This window comes from Bacteroides sp. M10 (assembly GCF_014334015.1).
GTDB classification, from domain to species: Bacteria; Bacteroidota; Bacteroidia; order Bacteroidales; family Bacteroidaceae; genus Bacteroides; species Bacteroides intestinigallinarum.
The window spans coordinates 4,913,240-4,933,125 of the sequence record NZ_CP060488.1; the positions used below are offsets into that span (position 1 = coordinate 4,913,240).

Consider the following 19,886-nt stretch of genomic DNA (forward strand, 5'->3'; position numbering starts at 1 on the left):
TACGCTGTTTATATTGGATATGCGTGTATTTCTCCAGATACAGCTTAATTTAACCATAGTTTTTTAAATCTTTGTAATAAAAAAGTCTGTATAAATCGTCCTTTTAAGTTTTAAATTCTATTTTGAATGTTGAGAAAAATTTCCAGGTTATCGATACGGAATTCTTTTTTTGTAATAAGTTGATATACAACACTTTATTTTTACTGTTTTTGGTTTAAAACCAACGGGTCGTTCCTTTAAAAGGAACGACCCGTTTCTCACCGAGGAACAACATGTTTCTTTTAAAGAAACGGATGATTCCCTAAAATCCAGAGACAAAACTGGTAGTAATATTCTGATCTTTCAATATTGATGGTTGATGTGCTGAATGATATATGTAAAAACAAACAACCATTCTTCTACATCTTTTCTAATCTCAACTACAAATAGTGAGTACAAAACAGTCCTTTTTTCGTCTTCATTATAGAAAAAATATAGTATTGGAATGAAAAGCCGACTGAAACAACAAATATTTGCATTCTCTTTATTGGCATGGACAGCTGTATGTCCCGCTGATGCACAACAAACACGCTCCCTTCGCGACCAATTTCAGAATCCGTCTGACGAAGCGAAGCCTTGGACCTTTTGGTACTGGATGTATGGTGCTGTATCCAAAGAAGGAATAACTGCCGATTTGGAAGCGATGAAACATGCAGGACTCGGAGGTACTTATCTGATGCCGATCAAAGGGGTTAGTGAAGGTGCACAATATAACGGCAAGGCACAGCAGTTGACTCCTGAATGGTGGGAAATGGTGCGTTTCAGCATGGAGGAAGCCGACCGTTTAGGGTTGAAACTGGGAATGCATATTTGTGACGGTTTTGCATTGGCGGGAGGTCCCTGGATTACTCCGAAAGAATCAATGCAGAAAGTTGTTTGGAGCGATACAATCGTTGATGGTGGAAAGCTCAATGCATTACGTCTGCCACAGCCGGAAGCTTATGAAAACTATTATGAAGATATTGCGCTATTTGCTTTACCGGTAGAGGATACAGCAGACGAAATGCCCGCAAAGATCACTTGCGTAAACTTAGCAACAGCGAACAATGTAAAATCTGCTCAAACAGTGAATATGGATGCGGCAGGCGTTATCCGTTCTTCGTATCCATGCTATATTCAATATGAATATAAACAGCCTTTTACCTGCCGAAATATAGAAATCGTTTTAAATGGCAATAATTATCAGGCACATCGCCTGAAAGTAATGGCAAGTGACGATGGCGTAAATTATCGTTTCGTGAAACAGCTAGTCCCTGCCCGTCAGGGATGGCAAAATACAGATGAAAATTCTACTCATAGTATTCCCGCAACTACAGCCCGTTATTTCCGTTTCTACTGGACACCCGAGGGAAGTGAACCGGGAAGTGAAGATATGGATGCCGCAAAATGGAAACCTAATCTGAAGATCAAACAATTGCGCCTACATCAGGAAGCCCGTTTGAATCAGTGGGAAGGAAAAGCCGGACTGGTATGGCGTGTTGCTGAATCTACCAGGGAAGAGGAGGTAGGAAAGGAGGATTGCTATTCACTTTCACAGGTTATTAATCTGACGGAACAATATAAGAATGCCCCGGCTAGTCATTCTAAAGAGAAAACAATCACAGCTGTTCTCCCTAAAGGTAAATGGAAATTGCTCCGCATGGGACATACAGCTACCGGACATACCAATGCAACAGCTGGTGGCGGAAAGGGCTTGGAATGTGATAAGTTCGATCCGAAAACGGTGCGAAAACAGTTTGATAACTGGTTTGCACAAGCATTTGTAAAGACGAATCCGGAAGTAGCACGCCGTGTATTGAAATATATGCATGTAGATAGTTGGGAATGTGGAAGCCAGAACTGGAATCCAAATTTCGCTGCAGAATTTCAGAAACGTCGTGGTTATGACCTGATGCCTTATTTACCACTATTGGCAGGTATTCCTATGGAAAGTGCAGAACGAAGCGAAAAGATTCTGCGAGATGTCCGTACAACGATTGCCGAATTGGTGGTGGATGTATTCTATCAGGTATTGGCAGATTGTGCCAAAGAATATGATTGTCAGTTTTCAGCGGAGTGTGTAGCACCGACCATGGTAAGCGATGGCTTGCTGCATTACCAAAAGGTAGATCTTCCTATGGGAGAATTTTGGCTGAACAGCCCTACCCATGATAAACCGAATGATATGCTGGATGCTATTAGCGGGGCACATATCTACGGAAAGAACATCATTCAGGCTGAAGGATTCACCGAAGTACGCGGCACGTGGGACGAATATCCTGCTATGTTGAAAGCCTTGCTGGATCGTAATTACGCATTAGGAATCAATCGTCTTTTCTATCACGTATATGTACATAATCCCTGGCTGGATCGCAAACCCGGCATGACATTGGATGGCATCGGACTTTTCTTCCAACGCGATCAGACTTGGTGGGATAAAGGTGCAAAAGCATTTTCCGAATATGCTACCCGTTGTCAGGCATTATTGCAATATGGACATCCGGTGACAGATATTGCAGTATTTACAGGTGAAGAAATACCAAGACGTTCGATATTGCCGGAACGATTGGTTCCGTCCCTTCCGGGAATTTTCGGTGCGGAACGTGTAGAAAGCGAACGCATTCGTTTGGCGAATGAGGGACAACCTTTGCGTGTGCGTCCGGTAGGCGTCACACATTCAGCCAATATGGCTGATCCCGAAAAATGGGTGAATCCACTTTGCGGATACGCTTATGATAGTTTTAATAAAGACGCATTACTACGTTTGACCAAAGTGGAAGACGGCAGAATGACACTGCCGGGTGGAGCCAGCTATAAAGCATTGGTAATTCCTCTTGCACGTCCGATGAATCCCGAACCTGTATTATCTTCGGAAGTGCAGAAGAAGATCAATGAATTAAAAGAAGCGGGTGTATTGATACCTTCTTTGCCTTATACAGCGGATGATTTCTCCGTATATGGGTTGGAACGTGACATGATTGTACCGGAAGATATTGCCTGGACACATCGTCGTGGTGAACTTGGCGAACTTTACTTTATCGCCAATCAAAGAGAAGAAACACGCACATTTACCGCAAGTATGCGTATCAACGATAGAAAACCGGAATGTTGGAATCCGGTGACGGGTGAAATGAACAGCCGTCCTTCTTACCGTATCAACGGAAATCGGACGGAAGTTACTCTCACATTGGCTCCTTATGAGTCCGTATTCATCGTATATCCTATGGAGGGAGCGCATGAAGGTTATGGAGAGGACTCCTCAAGACTACAGAAAGAGAAAAAGGAGGTAGCCAAAGAGCCTTTAAATATAGCTCTGGAAGCAGAGGAATATACGATAACTTTTGCAGCTAACAAGAAAACGCTCACACGGAAAGAACTTTTCGACTGGAGCAAAGAGTCGGACGAACAGATACGTTATTATTCGGGGACAGCTACTTATAAGACGACTTTCCGCTGGAAGAACAAACTAAAAAAAGGCCAACAGATTTATCTGAATTTGGGTACGGTTTGTAATTTGGCAACTGTCCGTGTGAATGGCATAGACTGTGGTACCATTTGGACAGCTCCTTATCGTGTTGATATTACAACTGCTCTAAAAAAAGGAATCAATACACTTGAAATAGAGGTTACGAACACTTGGGCGAATGCACTGAAAGGAGCTGATGAAGGAAAAGCACCATTTGAAGTCATTTGGACCAATGCAAAATACCGGAAACAGGAAAACGAGCTGCTTCCGGCAGGATTACTCGGCCCTTTGAGTTTCACCATAGATTAACACAGGTTAGCACGGATTAAAATAAGAAGATATATGATAATGAGAAGTTTAAGATTCAGAACAAGTACGATATTAGCAGGTTTTCTATTGTTTGGTAGCTTGTCGATACAGGCAGAAGTAAAACTGCCGGCTATTTTTTCTGATGGCATGGTGATGCAGCAACAGACAAATGCGAATCTTTGGGGAACTGCCACTCCCAACAAGAAAGTGACCATAACTACCAGCTGGAATGGAAAGCAATACGTGGCAGCTGCCGATAAGAACGGGGCATGGAAACTTTCGGTTTCTACTCCCAAAGCAGGAGGTCCTTACACTGTCACCTTTGATGATGGAAGTAAAAAAACACTGAATAACATATTGATAGGTGAATTATGGCTATGTTCCGGACAGAGTAACATGGAAATGCCAATGAAAGGATTCAAGAATCAGCCTGTAGAGAATGCCAATATGGATATTCTTCACAGCAAGAATCCGAAAATTCGCTTGTTTACCGTAAAACGTACTTCTACATTGACTCCGCAGACCGATGTTATCGGTTCATGGAAAGAAGCAAATCCGGCCAGCGTTCGTGATTTCAGTGCTACGGCTTATTATTTCGGGAGATTAATCAATGAAATAATAGAGGTTCCGGTAGGATTGGTAGTTGCAGCCTGGGGTGGATCGGCGTGCGAAGCATGGATGACCGCTGACTGGTTGAAAGCTTTTCCCGACGCAAAAATTCCTCAATCGGAAGCCGATATAAAATCAAAGAACCGTACTCCGACCGTACTGTACAACGGTATGTTACATCCCCTTATCGGCATGACGATGAAAGGAGTGATTTGGTATCAGGGCGAAGATAACTGGAATCGGGCACACACGTATGCGGATATGTTTACTGCATTGATAAACGGCTGGCGCGCTGAATGGAAACAGGGAGATTTTCCTTTTTATTATTGCCAAATAGCTCCGTATGATTATGGAATTATCACAGAAAAAGGTAAAGAAGTGATAAACTCCGCCTATCTTCGGGAAGCACAGGCAAAAGTAGAACACCGTGTCCCCAACAGTGGCATGGCCGTATTACTGGATGCAGGAATGGAAAAAGGAATCCACCCGGCAAAAAAGCAAGTTGCCGGAGAACGTTTGGCACTTCTCGCCCTGACTAAAACTTACGGGGTGGAAGGCGTGAATGGCGAAAGTCCATACTATAAGAGCATTGAAATAAAGAATGATACAGTAGTCGTTAGCTTCGAACGTGCAAATATGTGGATTAGCGGCAAGAACTGTTTTGAGTCGAAAAACTTTCAGGTAGCCGGCGAAGACAAGGTGTTTTATCCGGCTAAAGCATGGATAGAACGTAGTAAGATGCTGGTGAAAAGCGATAAAGTGCCGCACCCGGTAGCTGTTCGATATTGTTTTGAAAACTATGTGGAAGGAGATGTATATGGTGACGGATTGCCTTTAGGATCTTTTCGTTCGGATGATTGGTAAACTGCTAATGAAATTATAAATTATGAATCATTTGCGTAGAGTTTTTGTTCTCTTATTCATATTTGTTGGCGTGTCGGCTCTATGGGGCCAACATGCCAATGTCATTTGGAATACCCCCAGCCGCAATTCATCGGAATCCATGCCCTGTGGTGGCGGAGATATCGGAATGAATATATGGGTAGAAGAAGGTGACATTATGTTCTATGTGAGCCGTAGCGGCACATTCGATGAAAACAACTGTCAGCTAAAACAAGGACGCATACGTCTCCGTCTGTCACCCAATCCTTTTAAAGATACGAAAGATTTTCGTCAAGAGTTGAAACTGAAGGACGGATATGTAGAAGTTGCAGCAGGAAACACGCAGATACAATTCTGGGTAGATGTTTTTCATCCGGTTATACACGTGGAGGTAACCAATACACAAGCGTTACAAACTGAAGTTTTTTATGAGAATTGGCGCTATCAAGAACGGCCTATCAGGAAAGGAGAGGGGCAACAATGTTCTTACAAATGGGCTCCTCCGAAAGGTTCTGTGACAGCGGCTGACTTTATTTCTTTGGGCAAAACCAATCATTCTGCCAATCAACTCCTGTTCTACCATCGCAATCCCAAACAGACTGTTTTTGATGCCGTTGTGGCTCAACAGGGAATGGACGAGGTAAAATCCGAAATGATGAATCCCTTGAAAAATCTAACTTTCGGAGGAACTCTGTTCGGAGAAAACCTTGAATTTGCAGGTACCACGGATGGCGTGTATGCCGGAACAGACTACCGCGCCTGGAAATTCCGTTCTTCCAAAGCGTCCAGAAAAGAACATTTCTGTATTGTATTGCATACAGCCCAAACAGAAACAATAGAACAGTGGGAGCAGGGACTGCAAACTGCTTTGCAAAGAATAGCCCCGCAAGGCAAAATCTCATCGAAGATTGTCATACAGGATAAAAAGCAAACCCGTTCGTGGTGGAATGCTTTCTGGCAACGCAGCTTCATTGAAGCGGAGGGAGAAGCAAAAGAAATAACCAGAAACTACACTCTTTTCCGTTATATGCTGGGTTGTAATGCCTACGGTAGCGTACCAACCAAATTCAATGGCGGACTGTTTACTTTTGATCCTTGTCACATCGACGAAAAACAATCCTTTACTCCCGACTACCGGAAATGGGGAGGTGGCACAATGACAGCACAGAATCAGCGCCTGATTTATTGGCCGATGCTGAAAAGCGGGGACTTCGATATGATGCCTTCCCAGTTTGATTTCTATAACCGTATGTTGAAGAATGCAGAATGGAGGAGTCGTGTATATTGGCAACATGACGGAGCTTGCTTCTGCGAACAAATAGAAAATTTCGGTCTGCCCAATCCCGCAGAATACGGTTTCAAACGGCCGGACTGGTTCGACAAAGGGTTGGAATATAATGCCTGGCTGGAATATGAATGGGATACGATTCTCGAATTCTGCCAGATGATACTGGAAACAAAGAACTATGCGAACGCTGACATTACCCCTTATTTACCTTTGATTGAAAGTTCACTGACATTCTTCGACGAACATTATCGGCAACTTGCTTCCCGTCGGGGACGGAAGGTGCTGGATGGCAACGGACATCTGATTCTTTTCCCAGGTTCCGCCTGTGAGACATATAAAATGACCAATAATGCCAGCAGCACCATCGCTGCTCTAAAAACAGTATTGGAAACTTATGGAAAGAAAGAAGAGATGCTAAAGACAATCCCTCCGATTCCATTGCGGTACATAGAAATAAAAGATACGTTGAATCCTACTCTTGCTCCGGCCTTGAAGCAAACAATTTCGCCCGCCGTGAGTTGGGAACGAATTAACAATGTCGAAACGCCACAACTTTATCCGGTATTTCCATGGCGCATTTATGGAGTAGGAAAGGAGAATCTGGACATAGCACGCAATACCTATTTTTATGATTCGGATGCCATCAAATTCCGTTCGCATATCGGATGGAAACAGGACAACATTTGGGCGGCTTGCCTGGGACTGACCCAAGAAGCGAAAAGGTTATCCCTTGCCAAACTCTCTAACGGGCTGCACCGTTTCCCTGCTTTTTGGGGACCGGGCTATGACTGGACACCCGACCATAATTGGGGAGGCAGTGGCATGATAGGACTTCAGGAAATGTTATTGCAAACAAACGGAGAACAAATACTTCTTTTCCCCACATGGCCGAAAGAATGGAATGTACATTTCAAACTACATGCTCCTAGTGAAACAACAGTAGAAGCTACTCTGAAAGACGGGAAAGTAACAAACTTGAAAGTTCTACCTGAAAGTAGAAAGAAAGATATCATTATAATGATTGAAAAATAACCAAATACCCAATAGAAACCATATTCCAGCACAATGCAGGGTTTAACTAAAGAAATAAATAAAAGAACTATGAATAAAAGACCGTTTATCATCTTATCAACTTTTCTGTTACTGTTCTTAGGAATCGAAAAAGGACAGGCGACAGAAACTTACCGTCCCGAAACATCGGTTGCCGGATTTATCCAGCTTCCCGGTAGTGGGCGACAAGTTTATAATTTCAATCCGGGATGGCTCTTTTTCAAAGGCGATGTCCGGGGAGCAGAAGCAGTAAACTTTGATGACCGTTCCTGGAAAGTAGTTTCCACTCCCCATACTGTAGAATTGATGCCTGCCGAAGGAAGTGGATGCCGTAATTATCAGGGGCCAGCCTGGTATCGTAAACATTTTGTTCTCCCTGCCGAAACAAAAGGTCAACGGGTTGTTCTTCATTTTGAAGCAGCCATGGGTAAACAGATTCTTTATCTGAATGGCAAACGCATCCAGGAACATTTGGGAGGTTATCTGCCTTTCACTCTGGATTTAACAGCCAATGGCGTACAAGCCGGAGACTCCTGCCTGCTTGCTGTTTTCACAGACAACAGTGATGACAAATCCTATCCCCCCGGAAAACGCCAATATACACTAGACTTCGCCTATCATGGCGGCATCTATCGTGATGTATGGATGATTGCCAAATCTCCGGTAGCTATCACCGATGCTATTGATTCACAAACCGTTGGCGGTGGAGGTGTATTCGTGCATTTTGATAAGATCAGTGAAAAGAGTGCACAAGTATATGTAAATACGGAAATTCAGAATGAGGATGTGCGTTCCGAATCGGTCACTGTAGAAACGACTTTGACAGATGCTGACGGAAAAGTAATCAAACGCTGTTCAGGAAAGCTGTCTTTAAAGCCTGGAGAGAAGAAATCCATCCAGCAACAGATGGAAGTGAAGAATCCAAAACTCTGGTCACCGGATACACCTTATTTATATAGAGTACAATCCCGTATTAAAAAAGGAAATAAATCTATGGATGGCGGCATTACCCGTGTCGGTATTCGCCTGGCAGAATTTCGTGGTAAAGACGGTTTTTGGCTGAATGGAAAACCTTTCGGCCAACTGGTAGGAGCCAATCGCCATCAGGATTTTGCCTATGTAGGCAATGCTTTACCGAACTCACAGCAATGGCGTGATGCCAAACGTCTGCGTGATGCCGGATGCACCATTATCCGTGTAGCACATTATCCGCAAGATCCTGCCTTTATGGATGCTTGCGATGAACTCGGCCTGTTTGTGATTGTCGCTACTCCGGGATGGCAGTACTGGAACAAAGATCCGAAATTCGGTGAGTTGGTTCATCAAAATACCCGTGAAATGATTCGTCGCGACCGTAATCATCCTTCCGTATTGATGTGGGAACCCATATTGAATGAAACTCGTTATCCACTTGATTTTGCTTTAAAGGCTCTTGAAATTACCAAAGAGGAATATCCTTATCCGGGACGTCCGGTAGCTGCTGCCGATGTTCATTCTGCAGGAGTGAAAGAACACTACGATGTTGTTTATGGCTGGCCGGGTGATGACGAAAAAGAAGACAGACCGGAACAATGTATCTTCACCCGTGAATTTGGAGAGAATGTGGATGACTGGTATGCCCACAATAATAACAACCGTGCCAGCCGTAGTTGGGGAGAACGCCCGTTATTGGTGCAGGCACTTTCCCTGGCAAAGAGTTATGATGAGATGTATCGTACTACCGGTTTATTTATCGGTGGTGCGCAATGGCATCCGTTCGACCATCAGCGCGGTTATCATCCTGATCCTTACTGGGGTGGCATCTACGATGCTTTCCGTCAGAAGAAATATGCATACGAAATGTTCCGTAGCCAGTCGTCTGCCAGTCTTCAGCATCCATTGGCAGCATGTGGCCCGATGATATTCATTGCTCATGAAATGTCGCAGTTCTCCGATAAAGATGTAGTTATATTCACCAACTGTGATTCTGTACGTCTTTCTATTTATGATGGAACGAAAAACTGGACGAAACCGGTAGTCCATGCCAAAGGACACATGCCGAATGCACCGGTTGTATTTGAAAATGTCTGGGATTTTTGGGAAGCACGCGGATATAGCTATACTCAAAAAAACTGGCAAAAAGTAAATATGGTGGCCGAAGGAATCATCAACGGAAAAGTGGTATGCACGCAAAAGAAAATGCCTTCCCGACGTTCCACCAAACTACGCCTCTATGTAGATACTCAAAAAGTGAACCTGGTAGCTGACGGCTCCGACTTTATCGTTGTTGTTGCCGAAGTAACCGATGATAGTGGAAATGTACGCCGTCTGGCAAAAGAGAACATTGTTTTCACCATAGAAGGTGAAGGAGAAATCATCGGAGATGCTACTATCGGCGCCAATCCCCGTGCAGTGGAATTTGGTTCTGCTCCCGTGTTGATTCGCTCCACCCGGAAAGCAGGAAAGATTAAAGTGAAAGCTCGTGTACAGTTTGAGGGAACTCAAGCTCCAACAGCAACTGAAATAGAGCTGGAAAGCATTCCGGCAGAACTTCCTTTCTGCTATGAGGAACAAACTTACGCAGAACGCAGAACTGCATCGTCCGTTCCGGAAGCAACTTCCTTTAAAGAATCATCTGAAGGAAAAGTACAACTGACAGAAGAAGAACGCCAAAAGGTGTTGGATGAGGTGGAACGCCAGCAAACTGAATTTGGAACGGAAAAATAGCACAATAAAAGATATTGAAAACAATGATTTAGAGCACTATTCAAAAAAAAAGACTATCTTTGAGTACATTTAATTCCAATTATAGCCATCAATGAGAAAACGGAATACCCTAATACTATTACTATCCATGATAGGCATTTATGCTTTTGCCTATCCGAATATGATTGTAGAACACTACACGGCTGAACGTGGTTTGCCCAATAATATTGTCAACTGCACTTTAAAAGGACAAGATGGGTTTATCTGGTTCGGAACGTGGTATGGACTATGTAGTTTTGACGGGAGTAAATTCCGTTCCTATGATAATCACGACGGTTTTTATTCCACAGACATTCCACCACGTAAGATTCAGCGTATCGTGGAAGATAAAAATGGTTTTCTGTGGATTAAGACCATCGACCGTAAACTCTACCTGTTCGATAAAAGGCATGAGAGTTTCCATGCTGTCTATGATGATGTGAAAGAATATTCAGAGAACATCCAGATTATCAAGATTCAGACAACTGAAGACGGAGATGTACTGTTATTGACAAAAGATAAAAGTCTTTTGCGTGCATATACCGACAAGGAAGGTAAAATAACGATGAAACAGCTGCACGATTCGCGTCCCAACGTGAACGTGTACGATATGCGTCTAAAGCATAACATCTTCTGCGAAACTGCAGAATTTATCAACTGGATTGGCATGGACTATCAGATTCTGTCCCTCCGGAAAGGGGCAGCTCTGAAAGATAAGCCTGCCGACTTTATACAGAAAAAGGTATCTGCCAATCCGGATCAGTTTACTTGTGCTTCCTATAATTCCAAATTCTTATGGTTGGGCGACAAGAAAGGTCATATTTATAGCATTGATCCGCAAAATGGAGTCGTCAACCGTTATGAGATACCGGAAATCAAACAACCGATTTCTAATCTATTGGTAACGGAATCCGGCCTGATGTACATCACCACCAATGAAGGTGCATACGAGTACAATATCGGCTACAAGCAGTTGACCAAGCTCCCCTTTACCATCCCTCAAAAAGACAACGGGGTTATATTCTATGATAAATATGATAAGATCTGGTTTCAGGAAGGGAACCAGGCATTGACCTATTATGATCCTCTGAACAGAAGCCACCACCGCTTTACATTCCCCAATCAGAATGCCATTGGCAATTTTGAAATGCAGGATGCCGGCGAACAAGGTATGTTCTTTATGACTCCGGGAGGAGAAATTCTTCTATTCGACAGGGAAAAGCTGGAAATGACCCGTATCAATCAATTGAAGCCTTTCTCCGATGATCTTCCCAACCAGCTTTTCTTCCATCTTCTGTTGGATAAAGATGGAATCCTCTGGTTAGCATCTACGAGTAGCGGGGTATACCGACTTAACTTCCCCAAGAAACAATTCCAACTATTGACAGAAGTTTCCCCCTCTCCGCTAGTATCCGAGAAATCGACTTCCTGGAATCAGGGGATACGTGCTCTCTTTCAGGCGCAAAATGGAGACATCTGGGTAGGAACCCGGTGGCAAGCTTTGTACCGTCTGGATCGCAACGGACAGGTGAAACAAATCTTCTCGGATAAGAATTATCTGCTGGGAGCCGTATATCATATTATGGAAGACAAAGACGGTAATCTTTGGTTTTCTACTAAAGGAAATGGGCTTGTCAAAGCCGAACCGGATATGAATTCTCCTCACGGATTGCGTTTTACCCGTTATATCAATGATCCCAAGAATCCAAATTCTATCAGTAACAATGACGTATATTTTACCTATCAGGATAGCCAGGGACGCATCTGGGTGGGATTATTAGGAGGAGGACTAAATTTGATTTCCGAAGAGAACGGAGCTATCACCTTCATACATAAATACAACGGATTGAAACAATATCCTGCCTATGGTCTTTATATGGAAGTGCGTACCATGACGGAAGATGAAGACGGGCGTATCTGGGTAGGAACCATGGATGGTTTGATGTCTTTCGACGGACATTTTACCACTCCCGAACAGATTCAGTTTGAAACGTACCGCCAGGTTAGTGAAAATTCGAACGTAGCGGATAACGATATTTATGTACTCTACAAAGACACCGATTCGCAAATCTGGGTAAGTGTGTTTGGAGGCGGTTTGAATAAATTAGTTCGCTATGATAAGGAAAAGCATGAACCGATTTTCAAGTCCTATGGTATCCGTGAAGGTATGAATAACGACGTAGTCAAGTCTATTGTAGAAGACAAAAACGGCAACTTATGGTTTACAACGGAAATCGGTTTGTCTTGTTTCAATAAAGCTACCGAGCAGTTCCGCAACTATGATAAATACGACGGTTTCCTAAATGTGGAGTTAGAAGAGGGTAGTGCACTCCGGACATTGAATGGAGACTTATGGATTGGTACCCGTCAGGGAATCCTGGCATTCTCTCCTGACAAATTGGAAACACTGCATACGAACTACGATACACGTATCGTTGATTTCAAAGTATCCAATCGCGATCTGCGTAGTTTCCGCGAATGTCCGATCCTAAAAGAATCCATCACATACGCCAAAGCAATCCGGCTGAACTACAATCAATCCATGTTCACGATTGAATTTGCGGCATTGAATTTCTATAATCAGAACCGGGTGTCATACCGTTACATACTTGAAGGTTATGAAAAAGAGTGGCATTATAGCGGAAAGAATCGCATCGCTTCTTACACCAATGTGCCTCCCGGAGACTATACTTTCCGTGTAGAAACAATGGATGAAGCCAATCCGGAACTTGTTTCCAACTGCACGCTGGCCGTCACCATTCTTCCGCCCTGGTGGTTGAGCTGGTGGGCAACTCTTATTTACGTGATATTGGGTCTGGCAGCCCTCTATTTTAGTTTGCGTCTGGCTTTCTTCATGATTAAAATGAAGAATGATATTTATATCGAACAAAAGGTTTCAGAGATGAAAATCAAGTTCTTTACCAATATTTCCCATGAATTGCGCACTCCTTTGACATTGATAAAAGGCCCGATACAAGAATTAAGGGAACGTGAAAAGCTGTCTCCGAAAGGATTGCAATATGTGGATTTGATGGAGAAGAACACCAATCAGATGCTGCAATTAGTGAATCAGATACTTGATTTCCGGAAGATTCAAAACGGGAAAATGCGTTTGCATGTGTCGTTGATTGATTTTAATGAAATGATAGCCTCTTTCCAGAAAGAATTCCGCGTGCTTTCCGAAGAAAATGAAATCAGTTTCACTTTCCAATTACCGGATGAACCGATTATGGTATGGGCGGACAAGGAGAAAATGAGCATTGTGATCCGCAATATCATATCCAATGCATTCAAATTCACTCATTCCGGTGGAAGCATTTATATAACTACCGGATTGACAGACGACGGAAAACGTTGTTATGTGCGGGTGGAAGATAACGGAGTCGGTATTCCACAAAACAAACTGACCGAGATTTTTGAGCGTTTCTCACAAGGAGAGAATGCGAAAAACTCCTATTATCAGGGTACAGGTATCGGATTGGCACTTTCAAAGGAGATAGTCAATCTTCATCACGGACTGATTCGTGCTGAAAGTCCTGAAGGACAGGGAGCAGTATTTATTGTAGAACTCCTGATGGATAAGGAGCATTATCGCCCGTCGGAAGTTGACTTTTATGTGGGAGGTACGGAAACAGTTCCTGTTTCTGTAGAACAGGAACCTGTTGCCAATGCCATATCTGAAGAAGATACGGAAGAAGAACCGGAAATTGATGCTTCATTGCCAACTCTTTTGTTGGTGGAAGACAACAAAGACCTTTGTCAGTTGATAAAGCTTCAGTTGGAAGACAAGTTCAATATCCACATTGCCAATAACGGAGTAGAAGGTTTGAAGAAAGTGCACCTGTATCATCCCGATATCGTAGTGACCGATCAGATGATGCCTGAAATGGACGGCCTTGAAATGTTGCAATCTATTCGCAAAGATTTCCAGATCAGCCATATTCCTGTTATTATCCTGACTGCAAAGAATGATGAGGGCGCCAAGACCAAAGCTATTACTTTAGGAGCAAATGCCTACATCACCAAACCTTTCAGTAAGGAATATCTGTTGGCACGTATTGACCAGCTGCTTGCCGAACGGAAATTGTTCCGTGAACGAATCCGCCAGCAAATGGAAAACCAGACAACGACCGAAGAAGACAGCTACGAACAATATCTGGTAAAGAAAGACGTGCAGTTCCTTGAAAAGATACATCAGGTCATTGAAGAAAATATGGACGACAGTGATTTTAATATTGACACCATAGCATCCGGTATCGGATTAAGTCGTTCGGCATTCTTCAAGAAACTAAAGAGTCTTACCGGTCTGGCTCCTGTAGATTTGGTAAAAGAGATCCGTTTGAATAAATCCATCGAGTTGATTAAGAATACGGATTTAAGTGTTTCTGAAATTGCTTTTGCTGTCGGATTCAAGGATTCAGGATATTACAGCAAGTGTTTCCGGAAGAAATATAATCAAACCCCTCGCGAATATATGAATGAATGGCGGAAAGGAGAGAGATAACCGATTACAAAATGCTTTCTTAATCGTCCTTTTAGAAACCTATTAAGATTCGAAAGAATGAATAACATTAAGAAAGTATTATCAGCGTGGATGCTGGTTGCCTGTGTACTACCTGTGGCAGCCCAGTATCCTGTAATTCCGGACTCGGTAAAAGAAAGAGGAGCAAAACAAGAAGCGGAGTTCGAACGGAAATCCGACGCGGCATGGGAAAAAGCTTTGCCGACAGTTTTAGAAGAAGCAAAGAAAGGCCGCCCTTATAAGCCATGGGCCTCCAAACCCGAAGATTTGATAAAGAGCAATATCCCGGCCTTCCCCGGTGCGGAAGGCGGAGGTATGTACACTCCCGGTGGACGTGGAGGAAAAGTGATTGTTGTCACTTCTTTGGAAGATTCCGGTCCCGGAACATTCCGCGAAGCCTGTGAAACAGGAGGTGCACGTATCATTGTGTTTAATGTTTCGGGAGTGATTCGTCTGAAAAGCCCGATTAGTGTACGTGCTCCTTATGTAACCATTGCCGGACAAACAGCTCCCGGAGATGGTATCTGTATCACCGGACAATCTTTCCTGATCGATACACACGATGTCGTGATTCGTCACATGCGCTTCCGTCGTGGTGCGCAGGACGTAGCTTTCCGTGATGATGCGGTAGGAGGGAATGCAGTAGGAAATATCATGGTAGACCATTGCTCTGCCAGTTGGGGATTGGATGAAAATATGTCTATCTACCGTCATGTATATAACAGAGGGGCAGACGGACACGGTCTGAAACTTCCGACAGTAAACATTACCATTCAAAATTCTATTTTCTCCGAAGCACTGGATACATACAACCATGCTTTCGGCGCAACCATCGGTGGTCACAACAGTATGTTCTGCCGGAATCTCTTTGCTTCCAACATCAGTCGGAACAGTTCGGTGGGTATGGACGGTGATTTTAACTTCGTCAATAATGTTGTCTTCAACTGGTGGAATCGTTCTGTAGACGGAGGTGACCACAACAGTTTCTACAATATGATAAACAACTACTTCAAACCCGGCCCCATCACTCCGCTAGGCAAGCCAATCTCTTATCGTATTCTCAAACCGGAAGCAGGACGTGACAAAAGCAAACCTCTCTCATTCGGAAAGGCTTATGTAAACGGGAATATTATTCATGGCAATGCCAAGGTCACAAAAGATAACTGGGACGGAGGCGTACAACTGAAAGAAGATGTGGATGCCGCAAAGTTTTTACCATTAATTAAATCGGATGAAGCTTTCAAAATGCCTCCGGTTACTGTGATGGATACCAAAAAAGCTTATACCTTTGTATTGGATAATGTAGGAGCCACTTTCCCCAAACGGGACGCTGTGGATGCCCGTGTTATAAAGACCGTGCAAACAGGAAAAGCCATTTATGTGAAAGATGCACTGGAGTTTGTCTCTCCTTATGTGAAAAGACGGTTACCGGCTGATTCTTATAAGCAGGGCATCATTACAGACATTCGTCAGGTAGGCGGACTTCCCGAATATAAAGGAGAAGCAGTAGTGGACTCGGACGGCGACGGTATGCCGGATGCCTGGGAAATAGCTAACGGTCTGAATCCGAATGACCCGACCGACGCAACTATGGACTGCAATGGTGACGGATATACCAATATTGAAAAATACATCAATGGTATAGACACTAAAAAGAAAGTGGACTGGACAGATTTGAAGAACAATTACGATACATTGTCTAAACGGAAAAGTCTGTTATAAGCAGATGAAAAAAGATTAAAGATGATTGGATTGAATATACAAGTAAGAACTATCCTTCTGGGATTATTAAGTATTGGGTTTGTGCAAAGTTATGCGCAAACCTTTGCTTTACAGGTTAAGAATGACCAAATCACTTACCTGAATGATGATCGGGGAAACCGTATTCTCGATTTTTCTACATGCGGATATAAATCCTCCGAACAGGATATTCCTTCTGTCCGTAATGTTGTGTTTGTCCCCTGGAAAGCAGGAGATAACACTGCACGTATTCAACGTGCCATTGATTATGTAGCCTCGCTGTCTCCCGATGCTTCCGGTTTTCGTGGAGCGGTTTTACTCGATCAGGGAGAGTTTGCCCTGTCCGGCAGTATTCGTATCTCCACCTCCGGAATTGTATTGCGGGGAACGAATAAAGAAAAAACAATACTGCTGAAGAAAGGCGTAGACAGAGGTGCCCTTATTTATATGGAAGGAATAGACGACTTGAATGTACAAGACACTTTGCAGGTACTTTCAAACTATGTTCCGGTAAACACACGAACATTGGAAGTGGCTTCAGGCATTTCTCTGAAAAAAGGAGATCGTGTAATGGTTGCCCGTCCTTCCGGCAAGGAGTGGATTGCCTCTTTGGGTTGTGACATCTTTGGAGGAGGTATCAGTGCGTTAGGATGGAAAGAAGGGGATATGGATCTGACCTGGGACAGAACAGTCAGTGAAGTAAATGGCAACCAGATAACATTGGATGCTCCGCTGACCGTAGCTCTGGATGCTAAATATGGTGCTTCTTCTCTATTGACTTATCAATGGAACGGACGTATCTACGATTGTGGAGTAGAGAATATGACACTGATCTCTGATTATGACAAGCGTTATCCTAAAGATGAAGATCATTGCTGGACAGGTATTTCCATTGAGAATGCGGAAAACTGTTGGGTAAGACAACTCAATTTCAAACATTTTGCAGGAAGTGCCGTGATTGTTCAGCGTACAGGTTCCAAAATCACTGTCGAAGACTGTATCTCAAGAGAACCTGTTTCAGAAATCGGAGGAATGCGTCGTTGCACTTTCCACACACTGGGACAACAAACTTTATTTCAACGTTGCTACTCGGAACGAGGTATTCATGACTTTGCTGCCGGATATTGTGCAGCCGGTCCCAACGCTTTTGTACAATGTGATTCATACGAATCTTTAGGATTCAGCGGCTCTATTGATGCCTGGGCATGTGGACTGTTGTTCGATGTAGTAAATATCGACGGTCATAACCTGACTTTCAAGAATTTGGGACAAGATAAAAGTGGAGCCGGTTGGAATACGGCAAATAGCTTGTTCTGGCAATGTACTGCAGCAGAAATCGAATGTTATGCTCCGGCAAAGGATGCGATGAACCGTGCATACGGCTGTTGGGCGCAGTTCTCCGGTGACGGTGAATGGGAACAATCCAACAATCACGTACAACCTCGCAGTATCTTTTATGCCCAATTGGAAGAACGATTGAATAAAGAATGTGCAGAACGTGCACGTATCTTGCCTAGAAATACAAGTGCAACCAGTAGTCCTACAGTTGAAGTGGCTATGGAACTGGCTAAAGAGGCTTATCATCCACGATTAACGTTGGAACATTGGATAGGCGATCATAAATTTGCTCCTTCGGTGGAGTCAGCCGGAGTGAAATCAGTTGATGACATTAAAGAGAAAAGGGGGGTATCATTAGCCGCAAATTCTTCTACTACCCAATCACCCACTCAACCGGAAGTAACTATCACTAACGGACGTATCCAAATGGATGGTATTTTATTGGTTGGAAACAGTCATACCACCCCTTGGTGGAATGGAAAGCTTAAAACCAATTATCTGAAAAAGGCAAGTCCGGCCATTACCCGCTTTGTTCCGGGACGCGAGGGACTGGGATTGACAGACCGCATTGATTCTGTTATCAATTTTATGAAACAGAAAAACATACTTGTTTTCGATCAGAACTATGGTCTTTGGTATGACCGCCGTCGCGATGACCACGAACGGATTCGCCGTCGGGATGGTGATGTTTGGGGACCTTTCTATGAACAGTCATTCGGACGCAGCGGTCAGGAAACAGCGTGGGAAGGATTGAGCAAATATGATTTGAAACGTCCCAATGCATGGTACTGGAGTCGCTTAAAAGAGTTTGCGGAGAAGGGAAATAAAGACGGGCTGCTTTTGTTTCATGAGAACTATTTCCAGCACAATATTCTGGAAGCCGGTGCACATTGGGTAGATTCTCCGTGGAGAAGCAGCAATAACATCAATCAGACCGGATTTCCTGAACCTGCTCCATTTGCCGGTGACAAACGAATCTTTGTAGCAGATATGTTCTATGACGTCAGCCATCCTGTTCGTCGTGAACTGCACAGGCAATATATACGTCAATGCCTGAATAACTTCGCAGACAATTCGAATGTAATTCAGTTGACAAGTGCTGAATTTACAGGACCGTTGCACTTCGTACAGTTCTGGTTGGATGTGATAGCCGAATGGGAAACTGAAACCGGAAAGAAAGCAAAAGTGGCATTAAGTACCACGAAAGATGTGCAGGATGCTATCCTTGCAGACCCCAAACGCGCTGCCATAGTAGATATCATTGATATCCGTTACTGGCATTATAAGACGGATGGGATCTTTGCGCCGGAAGGTGGAAAGAATATGGCACCGCGTCAGCACATGCGTAAGATGAAAGTAGGAAAGGTCACTTTCAATGAAGCATATAAAGCTGTCAATGAGTATCGACAGAAATTTCCCCAGAAGGCAGTGACGTTCTACGCACAGAATTATCCGGCTATGGGATGGGCTGTATTCATGGCTGGTGGTTCATGTCCTGTAATTCCATGCACAGATAAGGCATTCCTGAAGGATGCAGCAGCCATGGAAGTGGAAGAAACGAATACGGATGAGTACAAGAAAATGGTAAAATCTGATATTGGAAGTATCATTTATTCCAAGTCCGGAACAGAAATTCCTGTTCAATTATCGTCCGGGAAGTATGCATTAAAGTACATTCACCCTGCTTCCGGAAAGATTGAAACGATAAATAAATCATTGAAAATAAATGGATTATACAACCTAAAGGTGCCTGATAAGAAAGAAGGCATTTACTGGTTCCATAAGCTATAAAACAGAAAATCCCGTTGAAGAGTCTTCAGCGGGATTTTTGGTTTTTATAGGTAAATTCTAGTAAAAGAGTGTTATAAAACATGATACTTGTTTTTTCAATCCACAAACCAGATTTTACCCAAGGTTGCGGTCGATACTGCTTAGTTTTG

At 43.5% G+C, this 19,886-nt stretch carries 7 protein-coding genes; all 7 read left to right on the forward strand.

The genetic code is table 11. The annotated features are described in order from the left end of the window. Positions 1–484 precede the first annotated feature (484 nt). The 7 genes from H8796_RS17850 to H8796_RS17880 all read left to right on the forward strand — a co-directional run bounded on the left by H8796_RS17850 (position 485) and on the right by H8796_RS17880 (position 19,737). The gene (locus tag H8796_RS17850; RefSeq protein ID WP_117933719.1) at positions 485–3,793 is read left to right on the forward strand and encodes a glycosyl hydrolase; all 3,309 of its coding nucleotides are present in this window, start codon (positions 485–487) and stop codon (positions 3,791–3,793) included. A 39-nt stretch (positions 3,794–3,832) separates the two neighbouring features. After that, the gene (locus H8796_RS17855; RefSeq protein ID WP_117933721.1) at positions 3,833–5,266 is read left to right on the forward strand and encodes a sialate O-acetylesterase; all 1,434 of its coding nucleotides are present in this window, start codon (positions 3,833–3,835) and stop codon (positions 5,264–5,266) included. Positions 5,267–5,288: 22 nt separating this feature from the next. Next, a complete protein-coding gene (locus H8796_RS17860) occupies positions 5,289–7,604 on the forward strand; it encodes a DUF5703 domain-containing protein (RefSeq protein WP_370449175.1) in 2,316 nt (771 codons plus the stop codon). A gap of 69 nt (positions 7,605–7,673) precedes the next feature. Further along, entirely contained in the window at positions 7,674–10,328 is a 2,655-nt protein-coding gene (locus H8796_RS17865) for a glycoside hydrolase family 2 protein (RefSeq protein ID WP_117933861.1), read from the forward strand. A 91-nt stretch (positions 10,329–10,419) separates the two neighbouring features. Continuing rightward, positions 10,420–14,850, forward strand: coding sequence for a two-component regulator propeller domain-containing protein (locus H8796_RS17870; protein WP_117933723.1), 4,431 nt, complete (start codon positions 10,420–10,422; stop codon positions 14,848–14,850). Between the two features lie 57 nt (positions 14,851–14,907). Beyond that, positions 14,908–16,590: a polysaccharide lyase gene (locus H8796_RS17875; RefSeq protein ID WP_117933725.1), complete on the forward strand. Its 1,683-nt coding sequence runs from the start codon at positions 14,908–14,910 to the stop codon at positions 16,588–16,590. 30 nt (positions 16,591–16,620) lie between these two features. Then, positions 16,621–19,737 carry a DUF6298 domain-containing protein gene (locus H8796_RS17880; protein WP_117933862.1) on the forward strand — a complete coding sequence of 1,039 codons (3,117 nt, stop codon included), beginning with the start codon at positions 16,621–16,623 and terminating at the stop codon, positions 19,735–19,737. The last annotated feature ends 149 nt before the right edge of the window (positions 19,738–19,886 follow it).

Bases quoted from the DNA above. Each gene is read 5' to 3' on its own strand.
- H8796_RS17850 (WP_117933719.1), top strand. From the start codon at position 485: ATGAAAAGCCGACTGAAACAACAAATATTTGCATTCTCTTTATTGGCA.
- H8796_RS17855 (WP_117933721.1), top strand. From the start codon at position 3,833: ATGAGAAGTTTAAGATTCAGAACAAGTACGATATTAGCAGGTTTTCTA.
- H8796_RS17860 (WP_370449175.1), top strand. From the start codon at position 5,289: ATGAATCATTTGCGTAGAGTTTTTGTTCTCTTATTCATATTTGTTGGC.
- H8796_RS17865 (WP_117933861.1), top strand. From the start codon at position 7,674: ATGAATAAAAGACCGTTTATCATCTTATCAACTTTTCTGTTACTGTTC.
- H8796_RS17870 (WP_117933723.1), top strand. From the start codon at position 10,420: ATGAGAAAACGGAATACCCTAATACTATTACTATCCATGATAGGCATT.
- H8796_RS17875 (WP_117933725.1), top strand. From the start codon at position 14,908: ATGAATAACATTAAGAAAGTATTATCAGCGTGGATGCTGGTTGCCTGT.